The sequence below is a fragment of the Sphingosinicella sp. YJ22 genome (assembly GCF_011320075.1).
In the GTDB taxonomy this organism is placed as follows: Bacteria; Pseudomonadota; Alphaproteobacteria; order Sphingomonadales; family Sphingomonadaceae; genus Allosphingosinicella.
Map to the genome: position 1 here is coordinate 22,797 of NZ_JAANPA010000027.1, position 22,417 is coordinate 45,213.

Genomic DNA, 22,417 nt, shown 5'->3' on the forward strand with positions numbered 1-22,417 from the left:
CCGCGATGAGCAGCGCCTATGCCCAGCCCGCCGCTTCGCCGGCCATGCCGTCGCGGCCCGAGATCGAGAATGCCGTCCGCGCCGACATGGGCGATCTGATGGCGCTCTACCGCGAGCTTCACGCCAATCCCGAGCTCAGCATGCAGGAGACGCGAAGCGCCGCGCGCATGGCCGAGGAGGCGCGGCGGCTCGGCTTCGAGGTGACCACCGGCGTCGGCGGCACCGGAGTCGTTGCGGTATTGCGCAACGGCGAGGGGCCCACGGTGCTGCTGCGCGCCGACATGGACGGCCTGCCGATGGAGGAGCGCACCGGCCTCCCCTTCGCCAGCCGCGCGCGCGGCCAGACCCGCGAGGGACAGGACAGCTTCATCGCCCACAGCTGCGGCCACGACACCCACATGACCGCCTGGGTCGGCACCGCCCGCCGCCTCGTCGCGCTTCGCAACCGCTGGAGCGGCACCCTGGTGATGGTCGCTCAGCCTGGCGAGGAGACCAGCCAGGGCGCCAAGGCGATGCTCGAGGACGGCCTGTTCACCCGCTTCCCCCGCCCGGACTTCGCCCTCGCCTTCCACGACAGCGCGACCCTGCCGGCCGGCACGATCGGCTACACGCCGGGGCCGACGCTGGCCAATGTCGACAGCGTCGACATGGTCGTGCGCGGGGTCGGCGGCCATGGCGCGGCGCCGCACACCACGCGCGACCCTATCGTGCTCGCCTCGCGCATCGTCACGTCGCTCCAGACCCTGGTGAGCCGCGAGCTCGACCCGCTCGACAGCGCGGTGGTCACGGTCGGCTCGTTCCAGGCCGGGTCCAAGCACAACATCATCTCCGACGAGGCGCGGCTGCTGCTGACCGTGCGCAGCTACACGCCCGAGGTGCGGCGGCAATTGCTCGACGGCATCGCCCGGATCGCCCGCGGCGAAGCGATCGCCGCCGGTATTCCCGAGGACCGAATGCCGGTGGTCACCGTGCGCGAGGCGGAATCGACGCCAGCGACGGTCAATTCCGATCCGTTCACCCAGCAGATGGCGGGGACGTTCCGGCAATGGTTCGGCGAGGAGCGGGTGCGCCAGATCCGCCCGGTCATGGCGGGCGAGGACTTTGGGCGTTTCCGCCTCGCCGAGCCCAATTTGCAGAGCATGATCTTCTGGGTCGGCGGCGTGCCCCAGGCGCAATATGACGCGGCCGTCGCCGCCAACGACATGAGCCGCCTGCCCTCGCTTCACAGCCCCTTCTGGGCACCCGAAGCGGACGCGGTGATCTCAACCGCGACCGAGGCGCTTACCGTGGCTGCGCTTCAGGTGCTGGGCCGGCCCTGACGACATTCCTCCCTGTCGCCCGCAGGCGATGGGGAGCCTCGCTTCACAGGGAGGATTTCCTTCAGAGCAATTCGTCGCGGCCCTGCGCCTTGAGCGCCTCGACCGCTTCCCTGACGCGCTGGCTGTCGCCGCGGCGCATGACGAGCACGGAGTCGCGGGTGGCGACGATGATCAGGTCATCGACTCCGACGGCGGTGACCGAAAGACCCTCGGAGCGGATCAGACAATTCCTGCTGTCGACGGCGAGGGCCTGGCCCTGAAGGGCGTTGCCGGCCTCGTCGCGGTCGGAGACCTGGTGGAGCGCGTCCCAGCTGCCGATGTCGGACCAGCCGGCGTCCATCGGCACCACCGCCACCCGTCCGGCTTTCTCCATCACCGCGTAGTCGATCGAGATTGCGGGCGCCGACGCGAAGGCGGTGCCGTCGGGGCGCAGCGCGCCGTCCTCCGCTTCGGCGCCCGCCAGCGCCGCCTCCGCCGCCGCCAGGACCTCCGGCGCATGCGCGCGCAACGCGGCGATCATGGCGCCGGCGCGGAACAGGAAGATGCCGCCGTTCCAGTCGAACGCGCCGCTCGCGACATACTGCTCGGCCATCGCGAGGTCGGGCTTCTCGACGAACCGCGCCGCCTCGAACACGCCGTCGCCGATCTGCGCGGCGCGCTCGATATAGCCGAAGCCCGTCTCCGGCCGGTCCGGGGTCATTCCGAACGTGACGATCCAGCCGTCCCGCGCCGCCGCCATGCCGCGCGCCACCGCCGCGCGAAAGGCGCCGACGTCGCGGATCAGGTGGTCGCTCGGCAGCACGAGCAGCAAATCGTCGGGCGCCGCCTTGAGCGCCGCCAGAGCGATCGCCGGCGCGGTGTTGCGGGCGACCGGCTCGAGGATCAGCAGGCCGAGCGTCGCGGCGCCGAGCTGGGCGTCGATCGCCGCCGCCTGAACCGTGCTGGCGATCAGCCAGGGCGCCGCGAACTGAGCCGGCTCGCGCACCCGTTCGGCGGCGAGCTGGAGCAGGGTCGCCTCGCCGGTCAGCGCCAGCAGCTGCTTGGGCCGCGCGAGGCGCGACAGCGGCCACAGCCGAGTGCCGGCGCCTCCACACAGGATGACCGGAATGATCCGGCTGTCGTCGCTCGCATCCATCCACCCCCGCCTAGCGGCGGCCGGCGCACTGCGAAAGGGGACGGTATCAAACCGGCGCTTTCAGGAAATATTTGTCAATTTCCGCGACAGTCGCTCCCGTGTCGGCACGATTGACAGGACGAAGCGTGGACCAGGGGCGCGCGGCGGCATGATCCGCCTGTTCAAACATTATGTCCCGCACGCCGTGCTGCTGCTCGGCGCGGTCGATTTCGTGCTGCTCCTGCTCGGCGCCGAGGCGGGCTGGGCGTTGCGGCTGTGGCAGATCGGCGACGAGGTCGAGATCGCCGGCGAGCGGGTGCCGACGATGTTCGCCTTCGCGGTCACCATGCAGCTCGCGATGGTGTCGGTCGGCGTCTACGGCCACGAAGCCCTGCTCTCGGTTCGCTTCGCCTCGGCCCGTCTGGTCGTCGCGCTGGCGATCGGCGTGCTGGCGCTGTCGACTTTGATCTTCCTGTTCCCCGGAATCATCTTCTGGCGGTCGAGCCTGCTTTACGCGACGCTCGTCTCGCTGCTCGCGCTCGTCGCGATGCGCACCCTGCTGCGCGGCCCGCTGCGCGGCGAAGGCCTCAAGCGTCGGGTCCTGGTGCTCGGCGCCGGTCCCCGCGCGGCGCGTCTCCAGCGCCTGTCGCAGCGCGACGGCGCGACCTTCCGCACCGTCGGCTTCGTCGACATGAACGACGGGCCCGAGGCGGTCGAAGGCGCGATCAACCGCGCCGACATCCCAAGCCTCGCCAAGCATATCGTCCAGCTCGGCGCCGGCGAAGTGGTGCTGGCGCTGGAGGAGCGGCGCAACGCGCTGCCGCTCGACGACCTGCTCCGCGCCAAGACGACCGGCGTCCAGATCCACGAATTTTCAAGCTTCATCGAGCGCCAGTCCGGGCGCGTCGACCTGCGCAGCCTCAACCCGTCCTGGCTGATCTTCTCCGACGGCTTCTCGTCGGGGCGGCGCGTGTCGAGCGTCGCCAAAAGGCTGTTCGACATCGTGGTCAGCCTCATCCTGCTGATCGTCACGGCTCCGATCGTCGCCCTCGCCGCGCTGGCGGTGAAGCTGGAGACGAAAGGCCCCGCCTTCTTCCGCCAGCGCCGCGTCGGCATCTACGGAGAGCCGTTCGAGCTGATCAAGATCCGCTCGATGCGGATCGACGCCGAGGTCGGCGGCAAGGCGGTGTGGGCGGTGAAGGACGACCCGCGAGTCACCCGGGTCGGCAACTTCATCCGCAAGGTCCGCATCGACGAGCTGCCCCAGGCGTGGAGCGTGCTGAAGGGCGAGATGAGCTTCGTCGGCCCGCGTCCCGAGCGGCCGCAGTTCGTCGCCGACCTCGAGGCGCGTCTGCCTTATTATGGCGAGCGCCACGTGGTGAAGCCGGGCATTACCGGCTGGGCGCAGATCAATTATCCCTATGGCGCGAGCGTCGAGGACGCGCGCGAGAAGCTCGAATACGACCTCTATTACGCCAAGAACTACACGCCGTTCCTCGACATCCTCATCCTCATGCAGACGCTCCGGGTCGTGCTGTGGCCCGACGCCTCGGGAGCGCGGTGAGATGATCGGCCTCGTCGCCCTGTGGAGCCATCTGCTCGCCGCCTGCCTGTTCGCCGGGCTGGTGCTGTGGCAGCTGCGCCAATGGCGCGGCGACGAGAAGACCCGGCCGCTGATCACCGCCTTCGCGGTGATGACGGTGTGGTCGATCTTCATGGCCCTTCTCGGCCCTTATCATTTCCTGTCGCTGATGGCGGACAGCGCCCGCGACCTCGCCTTCCTGGCCTTCATGTACGGGCTGATGAACGGCGAGGAGGACGGCTACCGCCAGGGCCCGGTCAAGATCGTCTACGGCACGGTCGCCGCGGTGATCGCCCTGCAGATCGTCCTCGCCGGGCTGATGCCGCGCTTCGAGCAGGTGCCGGCGCTGATCGAGGCGCTCGTCTCGACCCGCGACATGATCGGACTCACCATCGCCGCCGGCGCCCTGGTGCTGGTCCACAATGTTTATGGCCAGGCGACCCCGGAATCGCGCGGCGTGATCCGGCCGGCGATGGTCGCACTCGCGCTGATGTGGGTCTACGATCTCCATCTCTACACCGTTTCCTACCTGACCCGGGATTCGGCCGAGGCGCTGCTTGCCATGCGCGGCGTGATGATCGCCTTCCTGGTCCCGATCTTCGCCATGGGCCTCAAGCGCAGCACCCGCCTGAAGGTCCAGCTGTCGCGCGCCGCGACCTTCCAGTCGCTCTCGCTCATCGTCCTGGTCGGCTATCTGATCCTGATGATGTCGGTGAGCCGTGCGGTGGAGTTCACCGGCGGCGGCTGGCTGGAGATTGCCGAGCTCACCCTGCTCGCGGCGATGAGCATCGCGGCGCTGATCCTGCTTCCCTCGGCGCGCGCGCGCGGCTGGTTCAACGTGATGGTGCAGAAGCACCTGTTCCAGCACCGCTACGACTATCGCGAGGAGTGGCTGCGTTTCACCGCCACGGTCAGCGATGGCGAGGCGCCGCTCGAGCAGCGAGTGATCAAGGCGATGGCCGATATCGGCGGCGCGCCGGCCGGCATGCTGCTGCTGCGCGAAGCGGACGACCGCCTCAGCCCGGCCGGCACCTGGAACTGGACGCCGCCGGCTGACGCATCGGAGGACAGCTGGAGCGGGCTCATCGGCCTGCTGGAGCGCACCGGCCACATCATCGAGTTCGCCGGCATCAGCGGCGGCGAGCTGCGGGCGGGCGTCGACCGCGCCCGAATGCCGGACCTGTTCGACGACATGCCCGAGGCCTGGGCCGGCATTCCGCTGATTCACAACGGCCGCCTCGTCGGCCTCGTCGTCATCGCCCATCCGCCGGCGCGGCGCGCGCTCGACTGGGAGGATTTCGACCTGTTCCGCGCCGCCGGCCGCCAGGCGGCGAGCTACATCGCCGAGGCGCAGACCATGGACGCGCTCGCCCAGGCGCAGCGCTTCGACGAGTTCAACCGCCGCTTCGCCTTCATCATGCACGACATCAAGAACCTGGTGAGCCAGCTCAGTCTGGTCGCCCGCAACGCCGAGCGCCACGCCGACAATCCGGCGTTCCGCGCCGACATGGCGCTGACCCTGCAAAGCTCGGTCAAGAAGATGAACGACCTGCTCGCGCGTATCGCGCCAGGCGCGAAGAGCGACCGCGGCGCGCTCGCCCCGCGCCCCATTAACCTGCAGCAGGTGCTGGCGCCGGTCGCCGAGGCCAAGAAGCGCCTCCACCCGGTCACGCTGTCCGGCGACGCGCGCATCTTCGCGCTGGCTGACCCCGCCGCTCTCGACGCCGCCGTCACCCATCTGGTCCAGAACGCCATCGACGCCAGCCCGCGCGAGGCGCCGGTCGAGATCGCGTTCATGCCACGTGACGGCCAGGCGGTGATCGAGGTCCGCGACCAGGGCTGCGGCATGAGCGCCGAGTTCGTCCGCGCCCGCCTGTTCCAGCCGTTCGTCTCGACCAAGGACGGCGGCTTCGGAATCGGCGCCCACGAGGCGCGCGCGCTCATCGAGCAGATGGGCGGCCGAATCGAGGTCGACAGCCGCCCCGGCGCCGGGACCCGCTTCATCATCCGGCTTCGCCTCGCCGACAGCGAGGCCAACCCCATCACGCAACGGATCAGCGCATGAATGCTCAATTCAAACCCAAGCTCCTGATCGTCGAGGACGACGAGGGCCTGCAGGCGCAGCTCAGGTGGGCCTATGACGATTACGAGGTGCTGATCGCGTCGGACCGCAACGCCGCGATCGACCTGATCCGCGCCGCCGAGCCCGCCGTGGTGACGCTCGACCTCGGCCTTCCGCCCGATCCCGACGGGGTCACCGAGGGCTTCGCCACGCTCGACACCATCCTGTCCTTAAAGCCGCAGACCAAGGTCATCGTCGCGACCGGCCACGGCGCCCACGAAAGCGCTCTGCGCGCCGTCGCGTCGGGCGCCTACGATTATTACCGCAAGCCCGTCGACATCGATCAATTGGGCCTGATCGTTCGCCGCGCCTTCCAGTTGCACGAGCTGGAGGAGGAGAATCGTCGCCTCGAGGAGAAGGTCGGCGAGGGCCGGACCATCCTCGGCAACATGGTCACCGCCGCTCCGGAGATGACCAAGGTCGCGCGCACGATCGAGCGGGTCGCCAATACGGACGTGTCGGTGATGCTTCTCGGCGCGTCGGGCACCGGCAAGGAGCTGATCGCCCGCGGCCTCCACCAGGCGAGCAACCGCCGCTCCGGCGCCTTCGTCGCGATCAACTGCGCCGCGATTCCCGAGAACCTGCTCGAGGCCGAGCTGTTCGGCTATGAGAAGGGCGCATTCACCGGCGCGATCAAGACCACCGAGGGCAAGATCGAGCTGGCCGCGGGCGGCACCCTGTTCCTCGACGAGATCGGCGACGTGCCGCTGCCGCTCCAGGTCAAGCTCCTGCGCTTCATCCAGGAACGCGTCATCGAGCGGATCGGCGGCCGCAAGGCGATCCCGGTCGACACAAGGATCGTGTGCGCAACCCACCAGAATCTGGAGGAGATGATCCAGGCCGGCACGTTCCGCGAGGACCTGTTCTACCGCCTCGCCGAAGTGGTGGTGAAGATCCCGAGCCTCGCCGAGCGCCACGGCGACGCGACGCTGCTCGCCAAGCATTTCCTCGCCCGCTTCGCCCGCGAGATGAACCCGAGCGTGAAGGGCTTCTCGCCCGGCGCGCTCGCCGCGATCAACAGCTGGACCTGGCCGGGCAACGTCCGCGAGCTCGAGAACCGAATCAAGCGGGCGGTGATCATGGCCGAGGGCAAGCTGGTCACCACCGAGGACCTCGACCTCCCCGACCGCGACGGCGACTCGCTTCCGGTCAACCTCAAGAGCGCCCGCGAGGCCGCCGACCGCCGCGCCATCCGCCGGGCCTTGGCGGAAACGGAGAACAACATCTCCGGCGCCTCCAAGCTGCTCGGCATCAGCCGCCCCACCCTCTACGACCTGATGAAGCAGTACCAGCTGCAGCCGTGATGTGGTGGCGCCACCATAGATCCTCCCCGTGCGGCTCAGCCGCATGGGGAGGGGGACCGCTCGCGAAGCGAGTGGTGGAGGGACTGGCCGGGACCCGCGCCATGCCCCTCCACCATGCTTCGCATGGTCCCCCTCCCCATCGCCTTCGGCGACAGGGAGGGTTTTTGGTGGCCCTCCTCACCCTCGCTCTCGCCCTCGCCGCCTGCTCCTCGCCGACGCCGCAACAATCCTACGAGACCGGCGTCACCGCCTATCGCGACGGGCGCATGCGCGAGGCGCGGATCGCGTTCATGAACGTGCTCCAGGCGGAGCCGAACCACGTCCCCGCGCGGCTGATGCAGGCGCGCCTGTTCCTCGACCGCGGCGACGGAGTCGCCGCCGAGGCCGAACTGACCCGCGCCCGCCAGAACGGTGCGCCGGCGGCCGACATCCGCCACCTCATGGCCCACGCCCGGCTGCTCCAGGGCGACCCGCGCGGCGCTCTCGAGCTCGCCGCACAGGCGACGCCAGAGCATCAGGCTTATGCCGCGCGGGTCACCGGCCTCGCCTTGCTCGCCGCCGGCGACCAGCTCGCCGCAATGCAGGCTTTCGACCGCGCCGTCGCCGCAGACCCGAACGACAGCGCGGTGTGGCTCGACATCGCCCGCTTCCGCCGCTCGATCGGCGACCTCGGCCCGGCGCTGGTCGCCACCGACCGCGCGGTCGCCGCCAATCCGCGCGATTCCAACGCGCTTCTCATGCGTGGCGAATTGACCCGAAGCCAATATGGCCTCGCTGCCGCCATCCCCTGGTTCGACCGCGCGCTGGAGGTCGATCCCGGCAACCTCGCCGCCTTGTTGGAGCGCGCCAGCACCAACGGCGATCTCGGCCGAATGACCGCGATGGTCGCCGACAGCCGCGCCGCGCTCGCGCTCGCGCCAGACCATCCCCTGCCCTATTTCCTTCAGGCGACGCTCGCTGCCCGGGCGCGCATGTACCCGCTCGCCCGCACCCTCTACGCGCGCACTCGCGGCGCCTATGACCGCATGCCGGCCGGCATGATGCTGTCTGCCGTGCTCGCCTACGAGGCGGAGGATTACGAAGGCGCGGCCCAGCGTCTCACCCGCCTAGCCGAGCTTCAGCCAGGCAATCTCAAGGCCCGCCGCCTGCTCGCTGCCGCGCGCCTCAACATGGACGACCCGGCCGGGGCGATCGCGGCGGCTCGGATCATCGCGGACCGCCCGGACGCCGACAGTTATACGCTGAGCCTCGTCGCAGCCGCTTTCGACCGTCAGGGCAATGGCGCGCTCGCCGCCCAGTACCGCGCCCGGGCGCAGCGGCCGCAGCAAGCCTCGGCGCCGGGCTGGCTGTGGTCGGACTCCTCCCATCCGGAAGTCCGGGCGGTTGGACAATTGCTCGTCGCCGGCAATCTCGACGAGGCCCTCCAGCGCGCCCGGGCGCTCCAAGCCGAGATGCCCGGCGCGGCCGACGCTCACCTCCTCGCCGGTGACGTCATGGCGGCGCGCGGCGACCACGGCGCCGCCGCCGAGGCCTATCGCCGGGCCGCCAATATCGCCTTCACCGAGCCGACCGCGATGCGCCTGATCAATGCGCTGGAGCGGTCCGGCCAAGGGCAGGCGGCCGACGGCGTGCTGCGCCTGTTCGAGTCGCAGAATCCGCGCAACCTCAGTGCCCAGACGATGCTCGCCCGCCGCGCCCTGCTGTCCGGCCAGTGGGAGGAGGCCACCGCGCGCTACGAGCGCCTGCGCGAGCGGATCGGCAATGGCGACGCCGCCCTGCTCAACAATCTCGCCTGGGCCCATGGCGGCGCCGGCGACGACGACCTCGCCTATCTCTACGCCCGCCGCGCCTGGACCCTTGCGCCGGCCAACCCGGCGACCGCCGAGACTTTGGGCTGGACCCTGTTCCGCCGCGGTCAGGTGGCCGAAGCCCTCGCCCTCCTCAGCGCTGCGCGCCGGGGGCGGCCTGAAACCGTGCTACTGAGGCCGACTGAGGTCGCCGGCCGCTAGGCGCTCAGCGCCTCGACCTGCTCGGCCAGCTCCAGCCAGCGCTCCTCGGCCGCGTCGCGTTCGGCGCGGGCCTTCTCGATCGCGGCCATGAGCTGGGCGAAGCGCTTCGGGTCGCGGGTGTAGAGGTCGGGATCGGCGAGAATGTCCTCGTCGCGGGCGATCTCGGCTTCCAGGTCGTCGATCCGCTGCGGCAGCAGATCGAAGTCGCGCTGGTCCTTGTAGGTGAGCTTGGTTTGCCGGCTCGCCGGCTTCGCCTCGGCTTTGGCCGGCGCCGCGACCTTGGGATTGTGCGCGTGGGGGCGCCGCTTGCGCTCCCAATCCTCATAGCCGCCGGCGACGACGTCGACCTTGCCCGACCCGTCGAGGCCGAGAGTCACCGTCACCGTCTTGTCGAGGAAGTCGCGGTCGTGGCTGACGATGAGGACGGTGCCGTCATAGTCGGCGATCACTTCCTGAAGCAGGTCCAGCGTCTCGAGGTCGAGGTCGTTGGTCGGCTCGTCGAGCACCAGCAGGTTGGAGCGCCGGGCGAACTCGCGCGCGAGCAGGAGCCGCGACCGCTCGCCGCCCGACAGGGTGCCGACCTTGGCGTCGATCAGGCTGGGCTCGAACAGGAAGTCCTTCAAATAGCCCTGGACGTGCTTCCTGACGCCGCGGACGTCGATCCAGTCGCCGCCGTCGGCGAGGATGTCGCGGACTTGCTTGTCCGGATCGAGCAGCTTCCTCTGCTGGTCGATCATCACGCCGGTCAGCGTCTTGGCGCGGGTGACACGGCCCTCGTCCGGCTCGATCTCGCCGGTGAGCAGCTTGAGCAGGGTCGTCTTGCCCGCGCCGTTGGCGCCGACCAGGCCGATGCGGTCGCCGCGCTGGATGCGCAGGGTGAAATCCTTGATGATCGTGCGGTCGCCGAACCGCTTCGCGACCCGGTCGGCGTCGATGACGGTCTTGGTCTTGGAGTCATCGTTCTGGAGGCCGATCTTGGCGACTCCGGCCGGCCCCAGCATCGCCGCCCGCTGGGCGCGCATCTCCATCAGCTTGGCCTTGCGGCCCTCGTTGCGCGCGCGGCGCGCGGTGACCCCGCGAAGCAGCCAATGCTCCTCGATGCGGAGCTTGGCGTCGAGCCGCTCGGCGTTGCGCGCCTCCTCGGCATGAACCCTCTCGGTCCACGCATCGAAGCCGCCGAAGCCGATCTCCGCCCGCCGGATCCCGCCGCGGTCGAGCCACAGGGTCGAGCGGGTGAGGCGCGTGAGGAAGGTGCGGTCGTGGCTGATCACGATGAACGCGCCGGAATAGCGGCCGAGCCAGTCCTCGAGCCATTCGATCGCGGCGAGATCGAGATGGTTGGTCGGCTCGTCGAGCAGAAGCACGTCCGGCTCCTGCGCCAGAGCGCGGGCGATCGCCGCCCGGCGCCGCTCGCCGCCCGACGCGGTGGCGGCGGGCCGGTCGAGATCGATGCCGATCTGAGACGCGATCGCGTCCACTTCATGGGTGGGTATGCCGCCGGCCGTGGCGAAGTCGCGCAGGGTTGCGAAGCGACTGACGTCCGGGTCCTGCTCCAGCAGCACCACCTTCACGCCCGGCTGGATCGTCCGCCGCCCCTCGTCGGTCTCGATCATGCCCGCGAGGCATTTGAGCAAAGTCGTCTTGCCGGCGCCGTTGCGGCCGATCAGCGCGAGCCGGTCGCGCGCGCCGATGAACAGGTCGAGGCCGCGGAACAGCCAGCCGGAGCCCTGGACGAGACCGAGATTTTCGTAAGCGAGAACGGGTGCGGACATGGGATTCGCTCAGGATAATGTGTGGAAAGGCTCATAGGGTTCGGACACGACAGAAGAAAAGCATCCGTCGGTCCCGTTGGACCAGGGGCGCCGGTCAGTGTAGCTGTTCCTATGCGCGATTTGCCGCCCGGCAATGACGGCCCGCCCGTCGCACAGAAGGAAATCCTCGTCGCGGTCGGCGGCGGTCCGGACGCCGCGGCCGTCGTCCGCTTCGGCAAGCATCTCGCCGATGGGCTCGGCGCGCACTGGCACGCCGTCCACATCGAGAAGCCTTCGGTCGGCCGCGACGGCCATGATCCGGCCGCCGTTGCCGAAGCGCTTGGAGTCGCGGCTCAGTTGGGTGCCAGTGTCGCAAAGATTCCAGCCGCGACGGTCGCCGATGGACTTGCTCAGCATCTCGAAATCTCGCCGGCGGGCCACCTCGTCGTCGGCCATCACCGACGCGCGCGGCCGCCGTGGCGGCGATCGATTGCCGAGAATCTCATGCGCCGACAGACGGATCTCGTCCTCCATGTGGTGCCGAGCCAGCGCAGCCGGCCCGCCGGACGCTTGATGAGCCTGGAAGCGGCGTCCTTGCGCAGCTACGCCTATGCGGCCGGCGCGGTGGCGGTCACTCTCTTCGCGGCCTACCTCCTGAATCGCCTGGCAGGGATCAGGTCTCTTGGCCTTCTCTTCCTTGTTCCCGTGATCGCGGCGGCGGCGCGCCTCGGGATCAAGCCCGCGCTCGTCGCGGCACTGCTTTCCGCACTCGGATACAATTTCTTCTTTCTCTCGCCGGCTTTCGTTTTGAAGCCATGGTTGGTCCAGAGCTGGTTCATGGGTGCCGTGCTGCTGCTGGTGGCGCTCTATACCGGCATGCTCACGTCGGCGCTGCGCGGCAGGGTCGCGCTGAGCGACCGCAGCGCCCAGGAAAATGCCGGGATCGCCTCCTTCGCGCTGGAACTGACCCGCGTTTCCGACTGGACCGCCACCGCCGAAACGGTCTGCGAGCAGGTGGGGGCGCTTCTCGGGGTCCACACCATAGTGGTTCGGGAAGTATCGGGATCCCTCGAAATTGCCGCCGCCATTCCCCCTGGCGCCGTTCTCGCGCCGCTCGACCAGGCGGCGCTGGACTGGGCCTGGTCCCGAGGCGAGGCGGCCGGGAGCGGAACATCGGTGCTTGCCGAGGCAAGCTGGCAATTCCATCCGCTGAAGACCTCGCTCGGCACGCTGGCGGTTGTCGCCCTCGCGCGGGACGACGGGCGCAACCCGGTGCCGGCTGATCGGGCGGTGCTTCTCGCGACGCTGATTGCCCAAGCGGCGCTCGCCCATGAACGGCTCCGCCTTGAGGACATCATGCGGGGCGGTGGGCAGACCCGGCAACAGGATCGATGATCGATGCGCGGCAGCGGCCTATCCGGCCGGTTCCCGCGCCCGCGCCTCCTCGACCATTCGCGCGACGCTCTCCAGCAGCGCCGGCGCGTCGTAGACGATGCCGTCCTTGATCGTCCACCGGACGCCGCCGACCCGCTCGACCCGGTTGGTCTCGGGGTTCAGCCGCTCGTGGCCGGTGCCGTAGAGCAGCTTGAGATTGGCGAGCGGATTGCCCGGAACGATCACCAGGTCGGCCAGCATGCCCGGCCGAATCAGGCCGAATTCGGGCTCCGCGCCGCGCGCCGCATGGAGCTCGCGGGCGCCGTTGATCGTCGCCGCCTGGATCACCTCGAGCGGCGAGAAGCCCGCTTCCTGGAGCATCTCCAGCTCGGCGATGTAGGGGAAGCCCCAGCTCTGGTAGATGAAGCCCGGATCGGAGCCGACCGTCACAGCCCCGCCCATATTCTTGTAGTCGTTCACCAGCCGCATCCACAGCTGGAAGAAGCGCCGCCACGCGACTTCGTCATGCGTGGTCCAGTCCCAGAAATAGGAGCCGTGATGCTCGCGGCTCGGCTGGAAGAAGCGGTTCAGGGACGGCAGCGTGTAGCGCTGGTGCCACTCGGCGGTGCGCGCCCGCATCACGTCGCGGCCGGCCGAATAGATGTTGAAGGTCGGCGACATGTAGACGCCGCGCTCGCGCAGCCGCTCGAGATAGGAGCGCCACTCCTCCGAGCCCGGCTCGACCGACTGGTCGGCGAGCCGCGCCACCTGGCTGAACCGCCACTGCTCGTCGGCCATATTGTAGTCGACCGGGTAGGAGGGCAGCCGCCGATCCCTCAGCAGGCTCTCGAAATGGCCGTAGAAATGGGTGACGCCCTGGAGGCCGAACTCGGCCGCTCGGTCCGCATTGACCTCGGCGACGCCGCCTTGCCCCAAGTGAGCGACGGTGCCGAGCCGAAGCCGCCGTGCTTCCTCGATGACGATCCGGGTCAGTTCGGCCGGCTCGCCGTTGAACAGCTTGACCCCGTCATAGCCCTGGGTGGCGAGCCACTGCACCCAGGCGCGCGCCTGCTCGGCGTTGCGCACCGGCCCGTTCGGCCAGCAGTCACCGACCGCGCAATAGGCATAGAGGCGCGGCGCGACGATGCTGTTGGCCTGGCTGCGCGCGCGGTCGCTCAATGAGGCGTTGTTCGGCCCCGAATAGAGGCCGACGCCGCGCACCGTGGTGACTCCGTGGGCGAGCCACAGCCGGTAGCCGTAGGTCGCGTTGGGCGCCTTGTCGGGATCGCCATTGTGACCATGGACGTCGACGAAGCCGGGCAGGACGGTCATCCCGCGCCCGTCGATCTCGCGGTCGAAGTCGCGCGGCTCGCGGCCTTCGCGGATCGGCAGGCCGGGCGTGCCCGCGCTCCGGATGCTCTCGATGCGGTTGCCGGCGATGACGATGTCGACCGGGCCGCGCGGCGGCGCGCCGCTGCCCTCGATCATCGTCGCGCCGCGGATGACGAGCCGGCGATAGGGCCCTTCGCCCTCGCCCGGCTGGCGGTCCGGCACCCGCTCCATGCCGGCGGGCCCCTGCGCCCGCGATCCCGGCGCCACCACGAGCGCCGCTGCGACCGCCGCCGCCATGCCGATCCAGCCAGATTTCATCCGTGCCCCCTTGGTTGCCGGCCGACATTAGCGATGCGCGCCGCCCTTGCCATGCCAAAGCTTGGCCGGGGTGACGCGGGCCGGCGAATCTGCAAACCTGCCGCCGTGGCCCGGACGATCATCCTCTACGCCGTCGCCCTCGCGCTCGCCGTCGCATTGCTCAACTGGCTCGAATATCGCTATCTCGCCCGCGCCTTCACGCTCGAAATCTATGTCGCGCTGGTCGCCGCCGCCTTCGTCGGGCTCGGCATCTGGGCCGGCATCAAGCTGACTCCGCGCCGAGTTCCCGACGGGCCGTTCCTGCGCAACGAGGCGGCGATCCGCTCGCTCGGCCTCAGCCCGCGCGAGGTCGAGATCCTCGGTGCGCTTGCGCTGGGCGAATCGAACAAGGAGATGGCCCGCCGCCTCGGCATCTCGCCCAACACGGTGAAGACGCACATCGCCCGGGTCTACGAGAAGCTCGAGGTGCAGCGCCGGGTCCAGGCGATCGAGAAGGCGCGGATGCTCGCCCTCATTCCCTGACCCGAACGACCGATTTTGGCCCAATCACCCTTTCGGGCGATAGGCCGCGGCTCCGGAAGTCTGTATCCCGGACCCGACAAATCAGAAGGGGGAGCAGATGCCGGTCATCGGAATGGGGGGCTATTTCTTCCGGGCGAAGGACCCGGCGGCGCTGAAAGCCTGGTACAAGGAGCATCTCGGCGTCGGCGGCGGCTGCGGCACCGACGCGAACGGCCAGTCCAACGAATGGGTGTGGTTCCACCAGGGCGGGCCGATGGTGTTCGAGCCGTTCAAGGAATCGAGCGACTATTTCCCGGCCGAGAAGACCTCGATGGTCAATCTGCGGGTCGACGACATGGATTCCATGCTCGCGGGCCTTCGCGCCGCAGGAATCGACATCATCACCAAGGAAGAATGGGATTCGATGGGCATCGGCCGCTTCGCCCGGATCCACGATCCCGAAGGCAATCCGATCGAATTGTGGGAGCCGGCGCAGCAGGGCTGAGCCACTGGGGAGAGAGATCATGCGCTACTCACTGATCTATGGCGGCCTCGCCGGCGCGATCATCATCGCGGTCACTCTCGTCGTGTTCTTCTCCGGCGTGACCGGCCTCGGCCACGGCTCGATGCTGTTCGGCTATCTCGTCATGCTGGTGGCGCTGTCGATGATCTTCGTCGGGGTGAAGCGCTATCGCGACGTCGAATGCGGCGGCGTGATCCGCTTCGGCCGCGCCTTCGGCCTCGGCCTCGGCATGGCTCTGGTGGCGGCGCTCATCTACATCCTTGGCTGGGAAATCTATCTCTCCGCGACCGGCTGGGACTTCATGGCCGACTATCAGGCCCAGATGCTCGCCGACATGGAGGCGAACGGCGCCAGCGCCCAGGAGATCGCCGACACGCGCGAGACGATGGCGATATGGGGCGAGCGCTACCGGAGCCTGCTGTGGCGAGTCCCGATCACCTTCAGCGAGATCTTCCCGGTCGGGCTGATCGTCGCGCTCGTCTCGGCCGCGCTGCTGCGCAACCCGCGCATCCTCCCGCCCCAGCGTCCCGGCGCGACCGCCTAGCGCCTCACCGGGACCCGCCTCCCGCCGGCTGATCGGCGCATGATCAGGATGCCGAATCCGGGCTCGGCGGCGGCCCGCGACTGTGGCCGCCCGGCAACATGAACAGGAGCGAATTCCCACATTCAGGGCATATTCAATGCCTTGAGCCTAGAACGGTGGACGAACCCCCGTATTACCCGCAGGCGTGAGTATCATGCGTTTCCTTTTGCCCTTCATTGCCCTCGCGGCAGGTCTCGCCGCACCCACCGCGGCGGAGGCCCAGGACTGGCCGCGCTTCCGCGAGTCGCAGCAGCAGGCGCAGCGCGGCGTGCGTGAGGGCGATATCCTGCCCCTGAACGTCATCCGCGAGCGAATCCGAATTCCCGGCGCCCAGTTTATCGGTGCCGATCTCATCGCCGACGGCACCCGTTATCGCCTGCGCTTCATGCGCGGGGTCGACGTGATCTGGGTCGACGTGGATGCCCGCACCGGCCGCATCCTCGGCTACGCCGGCAACTGACTTTCGCGGCTTGAGACGTTGGGGCTTTGACGGCGGCCCTGCTCTCGCCATATTCCTGAACATGAACGAAGTCGTGGCTGGCGCGTAATGACCGCCAAGCGATTTTGAAGGGATGGAAGCATGCGGGTCCTGATCGTCGAGGATGAACCCAATCTCGGCCGACAGCTGCGGGCGACGCTCGAAGGCGCCGGCTATGCCGTCGATCTCGCCACCGACGGCGAGGACGGCCATTATCTCGGCGCCACCGAAACCTATGACGCGATCATCCTCGATCTCGGCCTGCCCGAGGTCGACGGGCTGACCGTGCTCGACCGCTGGCGCAAGGAAGGGATTAAAGTCCCGGTCCTCGTCCTCACGGCGCGCGACAGCTGGTCGGACAAGGTCGCCGGCCTCGACGCCGGCGCCGACGACTATCTCGCCAAGCCGTTCCAGACCGAGGAGCTGATCGCCCGGCTGCGCGCGCTCATCCGCCGCGCCTCGGGCAACGCATCGTCCGAGCTCACCGCCGGCGACGTCCGCCTCGACACCCGCTCGGGCCGCGTCACCCTGGGCGGCGAGCCGGTCAAGCTCACCGCGCAGGAGTACAAGCTTCTGTCCTACCTGATGCACCACAAGGGCAAGGTGGTCAGCCGCACCGAGCTCATCGAGCATATCTACGACCAGGATTTCGACCGCGACTCCAATACGATCGAGGTGTTCGTGACGCGCATCCGCAAGAAGCTTGGCCCCGACGTCATCACCACCATCCGGGGGCTCGGCTACTCGCTGGAGGAGCCGCGCGCCTGAGCGCAACCGCCTTCATCGCAGGGTCACGTGACCGCTTCCACCATGGCGCCATGACCGGCAGCCTCGCGCCATGAAGATGATCCGGCTGCCGCGCCTGCGCCGCACCTTCGGGGCAGACGGGACCCAGTCCCCGGTCGGCGGGTCGCTGACCCGGCGCATGATCGGCATCGCCGCCTTGTGGATCCTGGTGCTCCTCGGCGTCGGCGGCTTCACCTTGGACCGGGTGCTGACCTCCGCCGTCACCCGCAATTTCGACGCCAGCCTCGATTATGTTCTCACCGCGCTGATCGCCTCGTCGGAGATCGGTCCCGACGGCGAAATCCTGCTCAGCCGCGCGCCGGCCGACCAGGCGTTCCTCGAGCCTTATTCCGGAGTCTATTTCCAGGTCTCGGCGCCCGGGCAGGACCCGTTGCCGTCGCGTTCGCTGTGGGACCGCCAGCTGCGCGTCGACCGAACGGTCGTCCATTCCGACACCGTCTACCGCGACAGCGAGGAGTTCGAGCCGGAGGTCCTGCGCATCGCCGAGCGCGACATCCGGCTGCCCGGCGCAACCACCATGTGGCGCTTCCAGGTCGCGCAGAATCGCGAGGGGCTCAACGAGCAGATCCTCGTGCTTCGCCGCACCCTCGTCCGCTCGTTCGGGATCCTCGGCCTCGGCCTCATCGTTCTCGCCGCTCTTCAGGCGATCTACGGCCTGTGGCCGCTGCGCCGGGTGCGGCGCGCGCTCGCCCAGATCCGGTCGGGCGAGAAGGCGCGAATCGAGGAGCGGCTGCCGCGCGAGATCGCACCGCTGACCGAGGAAGTGAACGCACTCCTCGCCCATAACGAACAGCAGGCCGAGGAAGCGCGCCGCCACGCCGGCAACCTCGCCCACGCGCTCAAGACGCCGCTCACCGTCATCACCAACGCCGCGTCGGCGAAGAGCTCCGATTTGCCTTCGGCGGTGATCCGCGAGGCGCGGACGATGCGCCGCCAGGTCGACCACCATCTCGCCCGCGCCCGCGCCGTCGGCCGGCGCTCGTCGACCCAGGCCCGCACCGAAGTGTGGCCGGCATTGAAGGCAGTCGAGCGCGCGGTCGAGCGCCTCTACGAGGACGTCACCATCGATCTGGCCGGCAACAAGGAGGCGGTCGTCCGAATCGAGCGCCAGGACCTCGACGAGATGCTCGGCAACCTCATCGAGAATGCCGCGAAATATGGCAACGGCCGCGTCTTCGTGACGGTCGGCGGGGACGCGGAGTGCGTCGAGATCGAGGTCGAGGACGACGGCCCCGGCATCCCCGAGGCGCAACGCCAGGAGCTGTTCAGCCGCGGCGCGCGCCTCGACACCGACAAGCCCGGCACCGGCCTCGGCCTCGCCATCGTCCGCGACGTCGCCGAAATCTATGGCGGGTCGATCCATCTCGAGGAGAGCGAGGACCTCGGCGGCTTGCTCGCACGCCTTCGCCTCCCCAATTGCCGGATGTCGCCGGAGCGCGTAACGCCCGCGGCGTAACCGCAAGGGGGAGATTCAGATGGCGCTCAAGTCGTTCCTTCGCGCATTGGGAGTCGGCGGGCCGACGATCGACGCCGTGCTCGACACCGACCGGGTCCAGGCCGGCGGCATGCTGACCGGCACGCTTCACATCCGCGGCGGCGATTCCGCCCAGACCGCGAGCAAGGCGGTGATCGAGCTGGTCGCCCGCGTCGTCAAGAAGATGGGCGACGACGAATATAGCGCCGACGAGGTGATCGCGGGATCCTCCCTGCCGGGCCCGATCCAGCTTGGCCGCGACCATTCCATTCCGTTCCAGCTCGCCTTGCCGGCGCACACGCCGGTGACCAGCCTCGGCGGCCGCAACTTCGTGTGGCTGCGCTCGGGCCTCGACGTGCCGTGGGCGGTCGACCCGTCGGACCGCGACGCGCTCGAGGTCCATCCCACCACCGCCCAGTCGAACGTCCTCCATGCAATGGAGCAATTGGGCTTCCGCCTCTACAAGGTCGACATCGACGCCCGCTCGTCCTGGTTCGGCCGCAAATGGGTCCAGGAGTTCGAGTTCCGCCCCGCCGGCTACGGCCGCGCCCGCTATGACGAGATCGAGCTGGTGTTCGAGAACCAGAATGGCAGCCAGGTGGAGCTTATGGTCCAGCTCGACCGTTCCGCCCGTGGCCTGGGCGGCCTGCTCATGGAGATGACCGGCACCGACGAAAGCTGGCGCCGGGTCACCGTCGATGCGAGCAGCCCGCAATCGGCCGCCCATATGCTGCAGCAAGTGATCGCCTGAGGACTTCTATGACCGCCACCGTCCACCATTTGGGCAATCGCCCCGAGCCGTCGCTCGACCCGATGATCCGGCTGGTGGCGGCCGACCTCAACCAGGTCAACGCGGTCATCCTCGAGCGCATGCAGAGCGAGGTCGCGCTGATCCCGGAGCTTGCCGGCCACCTCATCGCGGGCGGCGGCAAGCGCATGCGGCCGATGCTCACCTTGGCCTCGTCGCGCCTGCTCGACTATCAGGGCACGCGCCAGTTCAAGCTCGCCGCGGCGGTCGAGTTCATCCACACCGCGACCCTGCTTCACGACGACGTCGTCGACGGATCGGGACTTCGCCGCGGCAAGCGCACCGCCAACATCATCTGGGGCAATCCGGCGAGCGTCCTGGTGGGCGACTTCCTGTTCTCGCGAAGCTTCGAGCTGATGGTCGAGGACGGGAGCTTGAAAGTGCTCAAGATCCTCTCCCACGCCTCGAACATCATCGCCGAGGGCGAGGTCAACCAGCTCTCCGCCCAGCGCCAGGTCGAGACCGGCGAGGACCGCTATCTCGACATCATCAGCGCCAAGACCGCCGCGCTGTTCGCTGCCGCCTGCAAAATCTCCGCGGTCGTCGCCGAGCGCGACGAGGAGACCGAGTGGGCGCTGGAGAGCTACGGCCGCAACCTCGGCATCGCCTTCCAGTTGGTCGACGACGCGATCGACTATGCCGAGACCAGCGAGACCATGGGCAAGGACCAGGGCGACGATTTCCGCGACGGCAAGGTCACGCTGCCGGTCATCCTCGCCTACGCGCGGGGCTCCGAGACGGACCGCGCCTTCTGGCGCGCCGCCATGTCGGGCGAGCGCCAGTCGGACGAGGATTTGGCGCATGCCCGCCGCCTCCTCACCTCGACCGAGGCGCTTCACGACACGATCGAGCGCGCCCGCCATTACGGCCAGAAGGCGATCGACGCGCTCGGCCCCTTCCCGGCCAGCCGAGCCAAGGCGGCAATGGCCGAAGCGGTCGAGTTCGCGGTGGCGCGGGCTTACTGATCTGCCAAGCGCGCGCCGCTGCTTCCCGTCCTTTCAGGGCGGGAAACTATTCCTCGCTGACCACCTCCAGCGCATTCTCCTCGTCGGCCATGAGAAGGTCGTCGATCGCCTCGGCGATGAGGTCGAGCTGGTCGAAGGTGGCATTCACTTCCAGCGTCTCGCCGTCGTCGATGGCGAAGCGAAGCAGATAGGTGTCGGCGCCGGTGCCGTTGATCGTGAATTCGGACAGGGTCTTGGCCATGATGCGATCTCCGCGATGAGTTTGAGCGGCCAACGTAGGGGCACTCTTTTGGGTGCGAGCATCGCCGCAAACCGCGATGAAATCGTCGATCGAAGGGTTAGCGCGAGGGAATTCCGGCGCGCAGCTGGTCCATCGAGACCGGCTCGGATGGAAGAGCCAGGCGCGCTTCGTCGACACGATCATGAGTTACCCGCTCAAGGAAATAGCCGACGAAGATGAGTGGAGCACCTGCGTCCAACTCCCGCCGCATCTGAAGCATGACTGAAGGAATCTCTCCATTCGTCATGCGGATAGAGTCGAAGGAAAAGTCCATCTGCTCCGCCATGGGCAACCGGAGCGGCGCAAGTGCGGGATCGGTTGAGAGCACGAACACCGGCCGCGTTTGCGGCTCGGGGATATTCAGCCAGAAGGCTCGTCCCGTGCGGCCAGCGACAGCGAACGTTCCCCGTTCGACTAACGCCTGATGAGTCATCGGATAATTGAGCGGACCAGCGCGCTCTGAGATCAGTGTCTGAAGATCATTCGTCCGCGCAACGAAGGGCGTAGCGGGGGGGCGGTACGCTATGTAGGACACCCCCTCCCGTATAATCAGAAAGAAAGGCTGACCGCTGAAGTCGATGCGCGAGTTTCCATTGTCGGCAACGTCCACCGTGATGGTGGCGCCTTCGGCATTGCGATATGTTGCTCGGATGTCCGCGTGAGCCGGCCCAACCGACCCTACTAGGCTGACGAGGATGATCATCAGGATCGCAAATCGTCGCGGCATTACTCAGTCCCTCTGTCCGCCGTCCAAACTGGCGTCGGCGAATCCCCATACTGGTATGTTTGATTTGTGACACTGCCAATCCATGCCGTCCTACCCGACCTGCTTGCCGCCTTGCGCGACGGCAGCAATGCGGTGCTGGTCGCGCCTCCAGGCGCGGGCAAGACCACCGCCGTTGCCCCCGCTTTGCTCGGCGAGCCCTGGCTGGCGGGCGGCGAGATCCTGATTCTATCGCCGCGGCGGCTGGCGGCCCGGGCGGCGGCCGAGCGCATGGCGGAGCTCGCCGGCGAGCCGGTGGGCCGCACGACCGGCTACGCCACGCGCCTCGACAGCAAGCGCTCGGCGGCGACCCGGATCACCGTTCTCACCGAAGGCATTTTCCTCAAGCGTATCCAGTCCGACCCCGAATTGGCGGGAGTCGGCGCGGTGCTGTTCGATGAGGTCCACGAGCGAAGCCTCGACAGCGACTTCGGCCTCGCCCTCGCGCTCGACGCCCAGGCCTCGCTTCGCCCCGACCTGCGCCTCCTCGCCATGTCGGCGACTCTCGACGGCGCGCGCTTCTCGGCACTGATGGGAAACGCGCCGGTCATCGCCAGCGAAGGCCGCAGCCATCCCATCGACCTGATCCATCTCGGCCGCGCGTCCGAGCGCCGGATCGAGGACGAGATGGCCCCTGCCATCCGCCGCGCGATCGCCGAGGCCGAGGGCAGCCTGCTCGCCTTCCTGCCCGGAGTCGCCGAGATCGAGCGCACCGCTGAGCGGCTCGAAGGCGCCCTTCCGGCGAACGCCGACCTCCATCGGCTCCATGGCAGCCTCGACCCGGCCGATCAGCGCGCCGCGATCACCGCCGCTCCGGCGGGCCGCCGCAAGGTCGTGCTCGCCACCTCGATCGCCGAGACCAGCCTCACCCTCGACGGCGTCCGCATCGTCGTCGATTCCGGCCTCGCCCGCCGCCCGCGCTACGACCGCGCCGCCGGCCTCACCCGCCTGGTCACCGAGCGCGCCAGCCAGGCCGCGGTCACCCAGCGCGCCGGCCGCGCCGGCCGTCA

At 68.7% G+C, this 22,417-nt stretch carries 20 protein-coding genes; 15 read left to right on the plus strand and 5 right to left on the minus strand.

Annotated features, from left to right (window positions below):
* The first annotated feature begins 44 nt into the window (after nt 1-44).
* A complete protein-coding gene (locus tag G7B71_RS10520; protein ID WP_243406203.1) occupies nt 45-1,319 on the plus strand; it encodes an amidohydrolase in 1,275 nt (424 codons plus the stop codon).
* Nucleotides 1,320-1,380: 61 nt separating this feature from the next.
* Here G7B71_RS10520 and G7B71_RS10525 read toward each other — a convergent pair whose 3' ends face one another.
* Entirely contained in the window at nt 1,381-2,454 is a 1,074-nt protein-coding gene (locus G7B71_RS10525) for a mannose-1-phosphate guanylyltransferase/mannose-6-phosphate isomerase (protein WP_166040619.1), read from the minus strand.
* A 148-nt stretch (nt 2,455-2,602) separates the two neighbouring features.
* On the opposite strand from G7B71_RS10525, the gene G7B71_RS10530 reads away from it, so the two are divergent.
* The 4 genes from G7B71_RS10530 (at nt 2,603) to G7B71_RS10545 (ending at nt 9,450) form a co-directional block, all read left to right on the plus strand.
* Nucleotides 2,603-3,997: a TIGR03013 family XrtA/PEP-CTERM system glycosyltransferase gene (locus tag G7B71_RS10530; RefSeq protein ID WP_166040621.1), complete on the plus strand. Its 1,395-nt coding sequence runs from the start codon at nt 2,603-2,605 to the stop codon at nt 3,995-3,997.
* A gap of 1 nt (nt 3,998) precedes the next feature.
* Entirely contained in the window at nt 3,999-6,080 is a 2,082-nt protein-coding gene (prsK, locus tag G7B71_RS10535; RefSeq protein WP_166040623.1) for an XrtA/PEP-CTERM system histidine kinase PrsK, read from the plus strand.
* Nucleotides 6,077-7,441 carry a PEP-CTERM-box response regulator transcription factor gene (gene prsR, locus G7B71_RS10540; protein WP_166040625.1) on the plus strand — a complete coding sequence of 455 codons (1,365 nt, stop codon included), beginning with the start codon at nt 6,077-6,079 and terminating at the stop codon, nt 7,439-7,441. Before prsK ends, prsR begins: the two co-directional genes overlap by 4 nt.
* A gap of 167 nt (nt 7,442-7,608) precedes the next feature.
* A complete protein-coding gene (locus tag G7B71_RS10545; protein ID WP_166040627.1) occupies nt 7,609-9,450 on the plus strand; it encodes a tetratricopeptide repeat protein in 1,842 nt (613 codons plus the stop codon).
* Here G7B71_RS10545 and G7B71_RS10550 read toward each other — a convergent pair.
* Nucleotides 9,447-11,222, minus strand: coding sequence for an ATP-binding cassette domain-containing protein (locus tag G7B71_RS10550; protein ID WP_166040629.1), 1,776 nt, complete (start codon nt 11,220-11,222; stop codon nt 9,447-9,449). The two genes, G7B71_RS10545 and G7B71_RS10550, sit on opposite strands and share 4 nt — an antisense overlap.
* Before the next feature lie 111 nt (nt 11,223-11,333).
* On the opposite strand from G7B71_RS10550, the gene G7B71_RS10555 reads away from it, so the two are divergent.
* Nucleotides 11,334-12,596, plus strand: a complete 1,263-nt coding sequence (locus tag G7B71_RS10555; RefSeq protein WP_166040631.1) for a DUF4118 domain-containing protein — start codon at nt 11,334-11,336, stop codon at nt 12,594-12,596.
* Nucleotides 12,597-12,614: 18 nt separating this feature from the next.
* On the opposite strand, the gene G7B71_RS10560 is transcribed toward G7B71_RS10555, so the two are convergent.
* Complete coding sequence (locus tag G7B71_RS10560) at nt 12,615-14,225, minus strand: amidohydrolase family protein (RefSeq protein ID WP_166040634.1); 1,611 nt, start codon at nt 14,223-14,225, stop codon at nt 12,615-12,617.
* A gap of 105 nt (nt 14,226-14,330) precedes the next feature.
* Here G7B71_RS10560 and G7B71_RS10565 point away from each other — a divergent pair, with 105 nt between their 5' ends.
* The 8 genes from G7B71_RS10565 to G7B71_RS10600 all read left to right on the plus strand — a co-directional run bounded on the left by G7B71_RS10565 (nt 14,331) and on the right by G7B71_RS10600 (nt 20,364).
* On the plus strand, nt 14,331-14,747 hold the full coding sequence (locus G7B71_RS10565) for a LuxR C-terminal-related transcriptional regulator (RefSeq protein ID WP_166040637.1): 417 nt from the start codon (nt 14,331-14,333) through the stop codon (nt 14,745-14,747).
* Nucleotides 14,748-14,844: 97 nt separating this feature from the next.
* On the plus strand, nt 14,845-15,231 hold the full coding sequence (locus tag G7B71_RS10570; protein WP_166040639.1) for a VOC family protein: 387 nt from the start codon (nt 14,845-14,847) through the stop codon (nt 15,229-15,231).
* Between the two features lie 19 nt (nt 15,232-15,250).
* The gene (locus tag G7B71_RS10575) at nt 15,251-15,793 is read left to right on the plus strand and encodes a DUF4199 domain-containing protein (protein WP_207774774.1); all 543 of its coding nucleotides are present in this window, start codon (nt 15,251-15,253) and stop codon (nt 15,791-15,793) included.
* 193 nt (nt 15,794-15,986) lie between these two features.
* The gene (locus tag G7B71_RS10580) at nt 15,987-16,292 is read left to right on the plus strand and encodes a hypothetical protein (RefSeq protein WP_166040642.1); all 306 of its coding nucleotides are present in this window, start codon (nt 15,987-15,989) and stop codon (nt 16,290-16,292) included.
* A 120-nt stretch (nt 16,293-16,412) separates the two neighbouring features.
* The gene (locus tag G7B71_RS10585; protein ID WP_166040644.1) at nt 16,413-17,078 is read left to right on the plus strand and encodes a response regulator transcription factor; all 666 of its coding nucleotides are present in this window, start codon (nt 16,413-16,415) and stop codon (nt 17,076-17,078) included.
* Between the two features lie 76 nt (nt 17,079-17,154).
* Nucleotides 17,155-18,573: a sensor histidine kinase gene (locus tag G7B71_RS10590; protein ID WP_243406204.1), complete on the plus strand. Its 1,419-nt coding sequence runs from the start codon at nt 17,155-17,157 to the stop codon at nt 18,571-18,573.
* A gap of 19 nt (nt 18,574-18,592) precedes the next feature.
* Nucleotides 18,593-19,342 (plus strand): sporulation protein, encoded by a 750-nt coding sequence (locus tag G7B71_RS10595; RefSeq protein WP_166040647.1) that lies wholly within the window; start codon nt 18,593-18,595, stop codon nt 19,340-19,342.
* Nucleotides 19,343-19,350: 8 nt separating this feature from the next.
* Nucleotides 19,351-20,364, plus strand: coding sequence for a polyprenyl synthetase family protein (locus tag G7B71_RS10600; RefSeq protein ID WP_166040649.1), 1,014 nt, complete (start codon nt 19,351-19,353; stop codon nt 20,362-20,364).
* Nucleotides 20,365-20,410: 46 nt separating this feature from the next.
* On the opposite strand, the gene G7B71_RS10605 is transcribed toward G7B71_RS10600, so the two are convergent.
* Together G7B71_RS10605 and G7B71_RS10610 are read right to left on the minus strand one after the other, a co-directional pair.
* Nucleotides 20,411-20,605, minus strand: a complete 195-nt coding sequence (locus tag G7B71_RS10605) for a hypothetical protein (protein WP_166040651.1) — start codon at nt 20,603-20,605, stop codon at nt 20,411-20,413.
* Between the two features lie 97 nt (nt 20,606-20,702).
* Nucleotides 20,703-21,347 (minus strand): hypothetical protein, encoded by a 645-nt coding sequence (locus G7B71_RS10610; RefSeq protein ID WP_166040654.1) that lies wholly within the window; start codon nt 21,345-21,347, stop codon nt 20,703-20,705.
* 90 nt (nt 21,348-21,437) lie between these two features.
* Here G7B71_RS10610 and G7B71_RS10615 point away from each other — a divergent pair.
* Nucleotides 21,438-22,417: DEAD/DEAH box helicase (locus G7B71_RS10615; protein WP_166040656.1), on the plus strand; the 980-nt coding region annotated here is incomplete at its 3' end.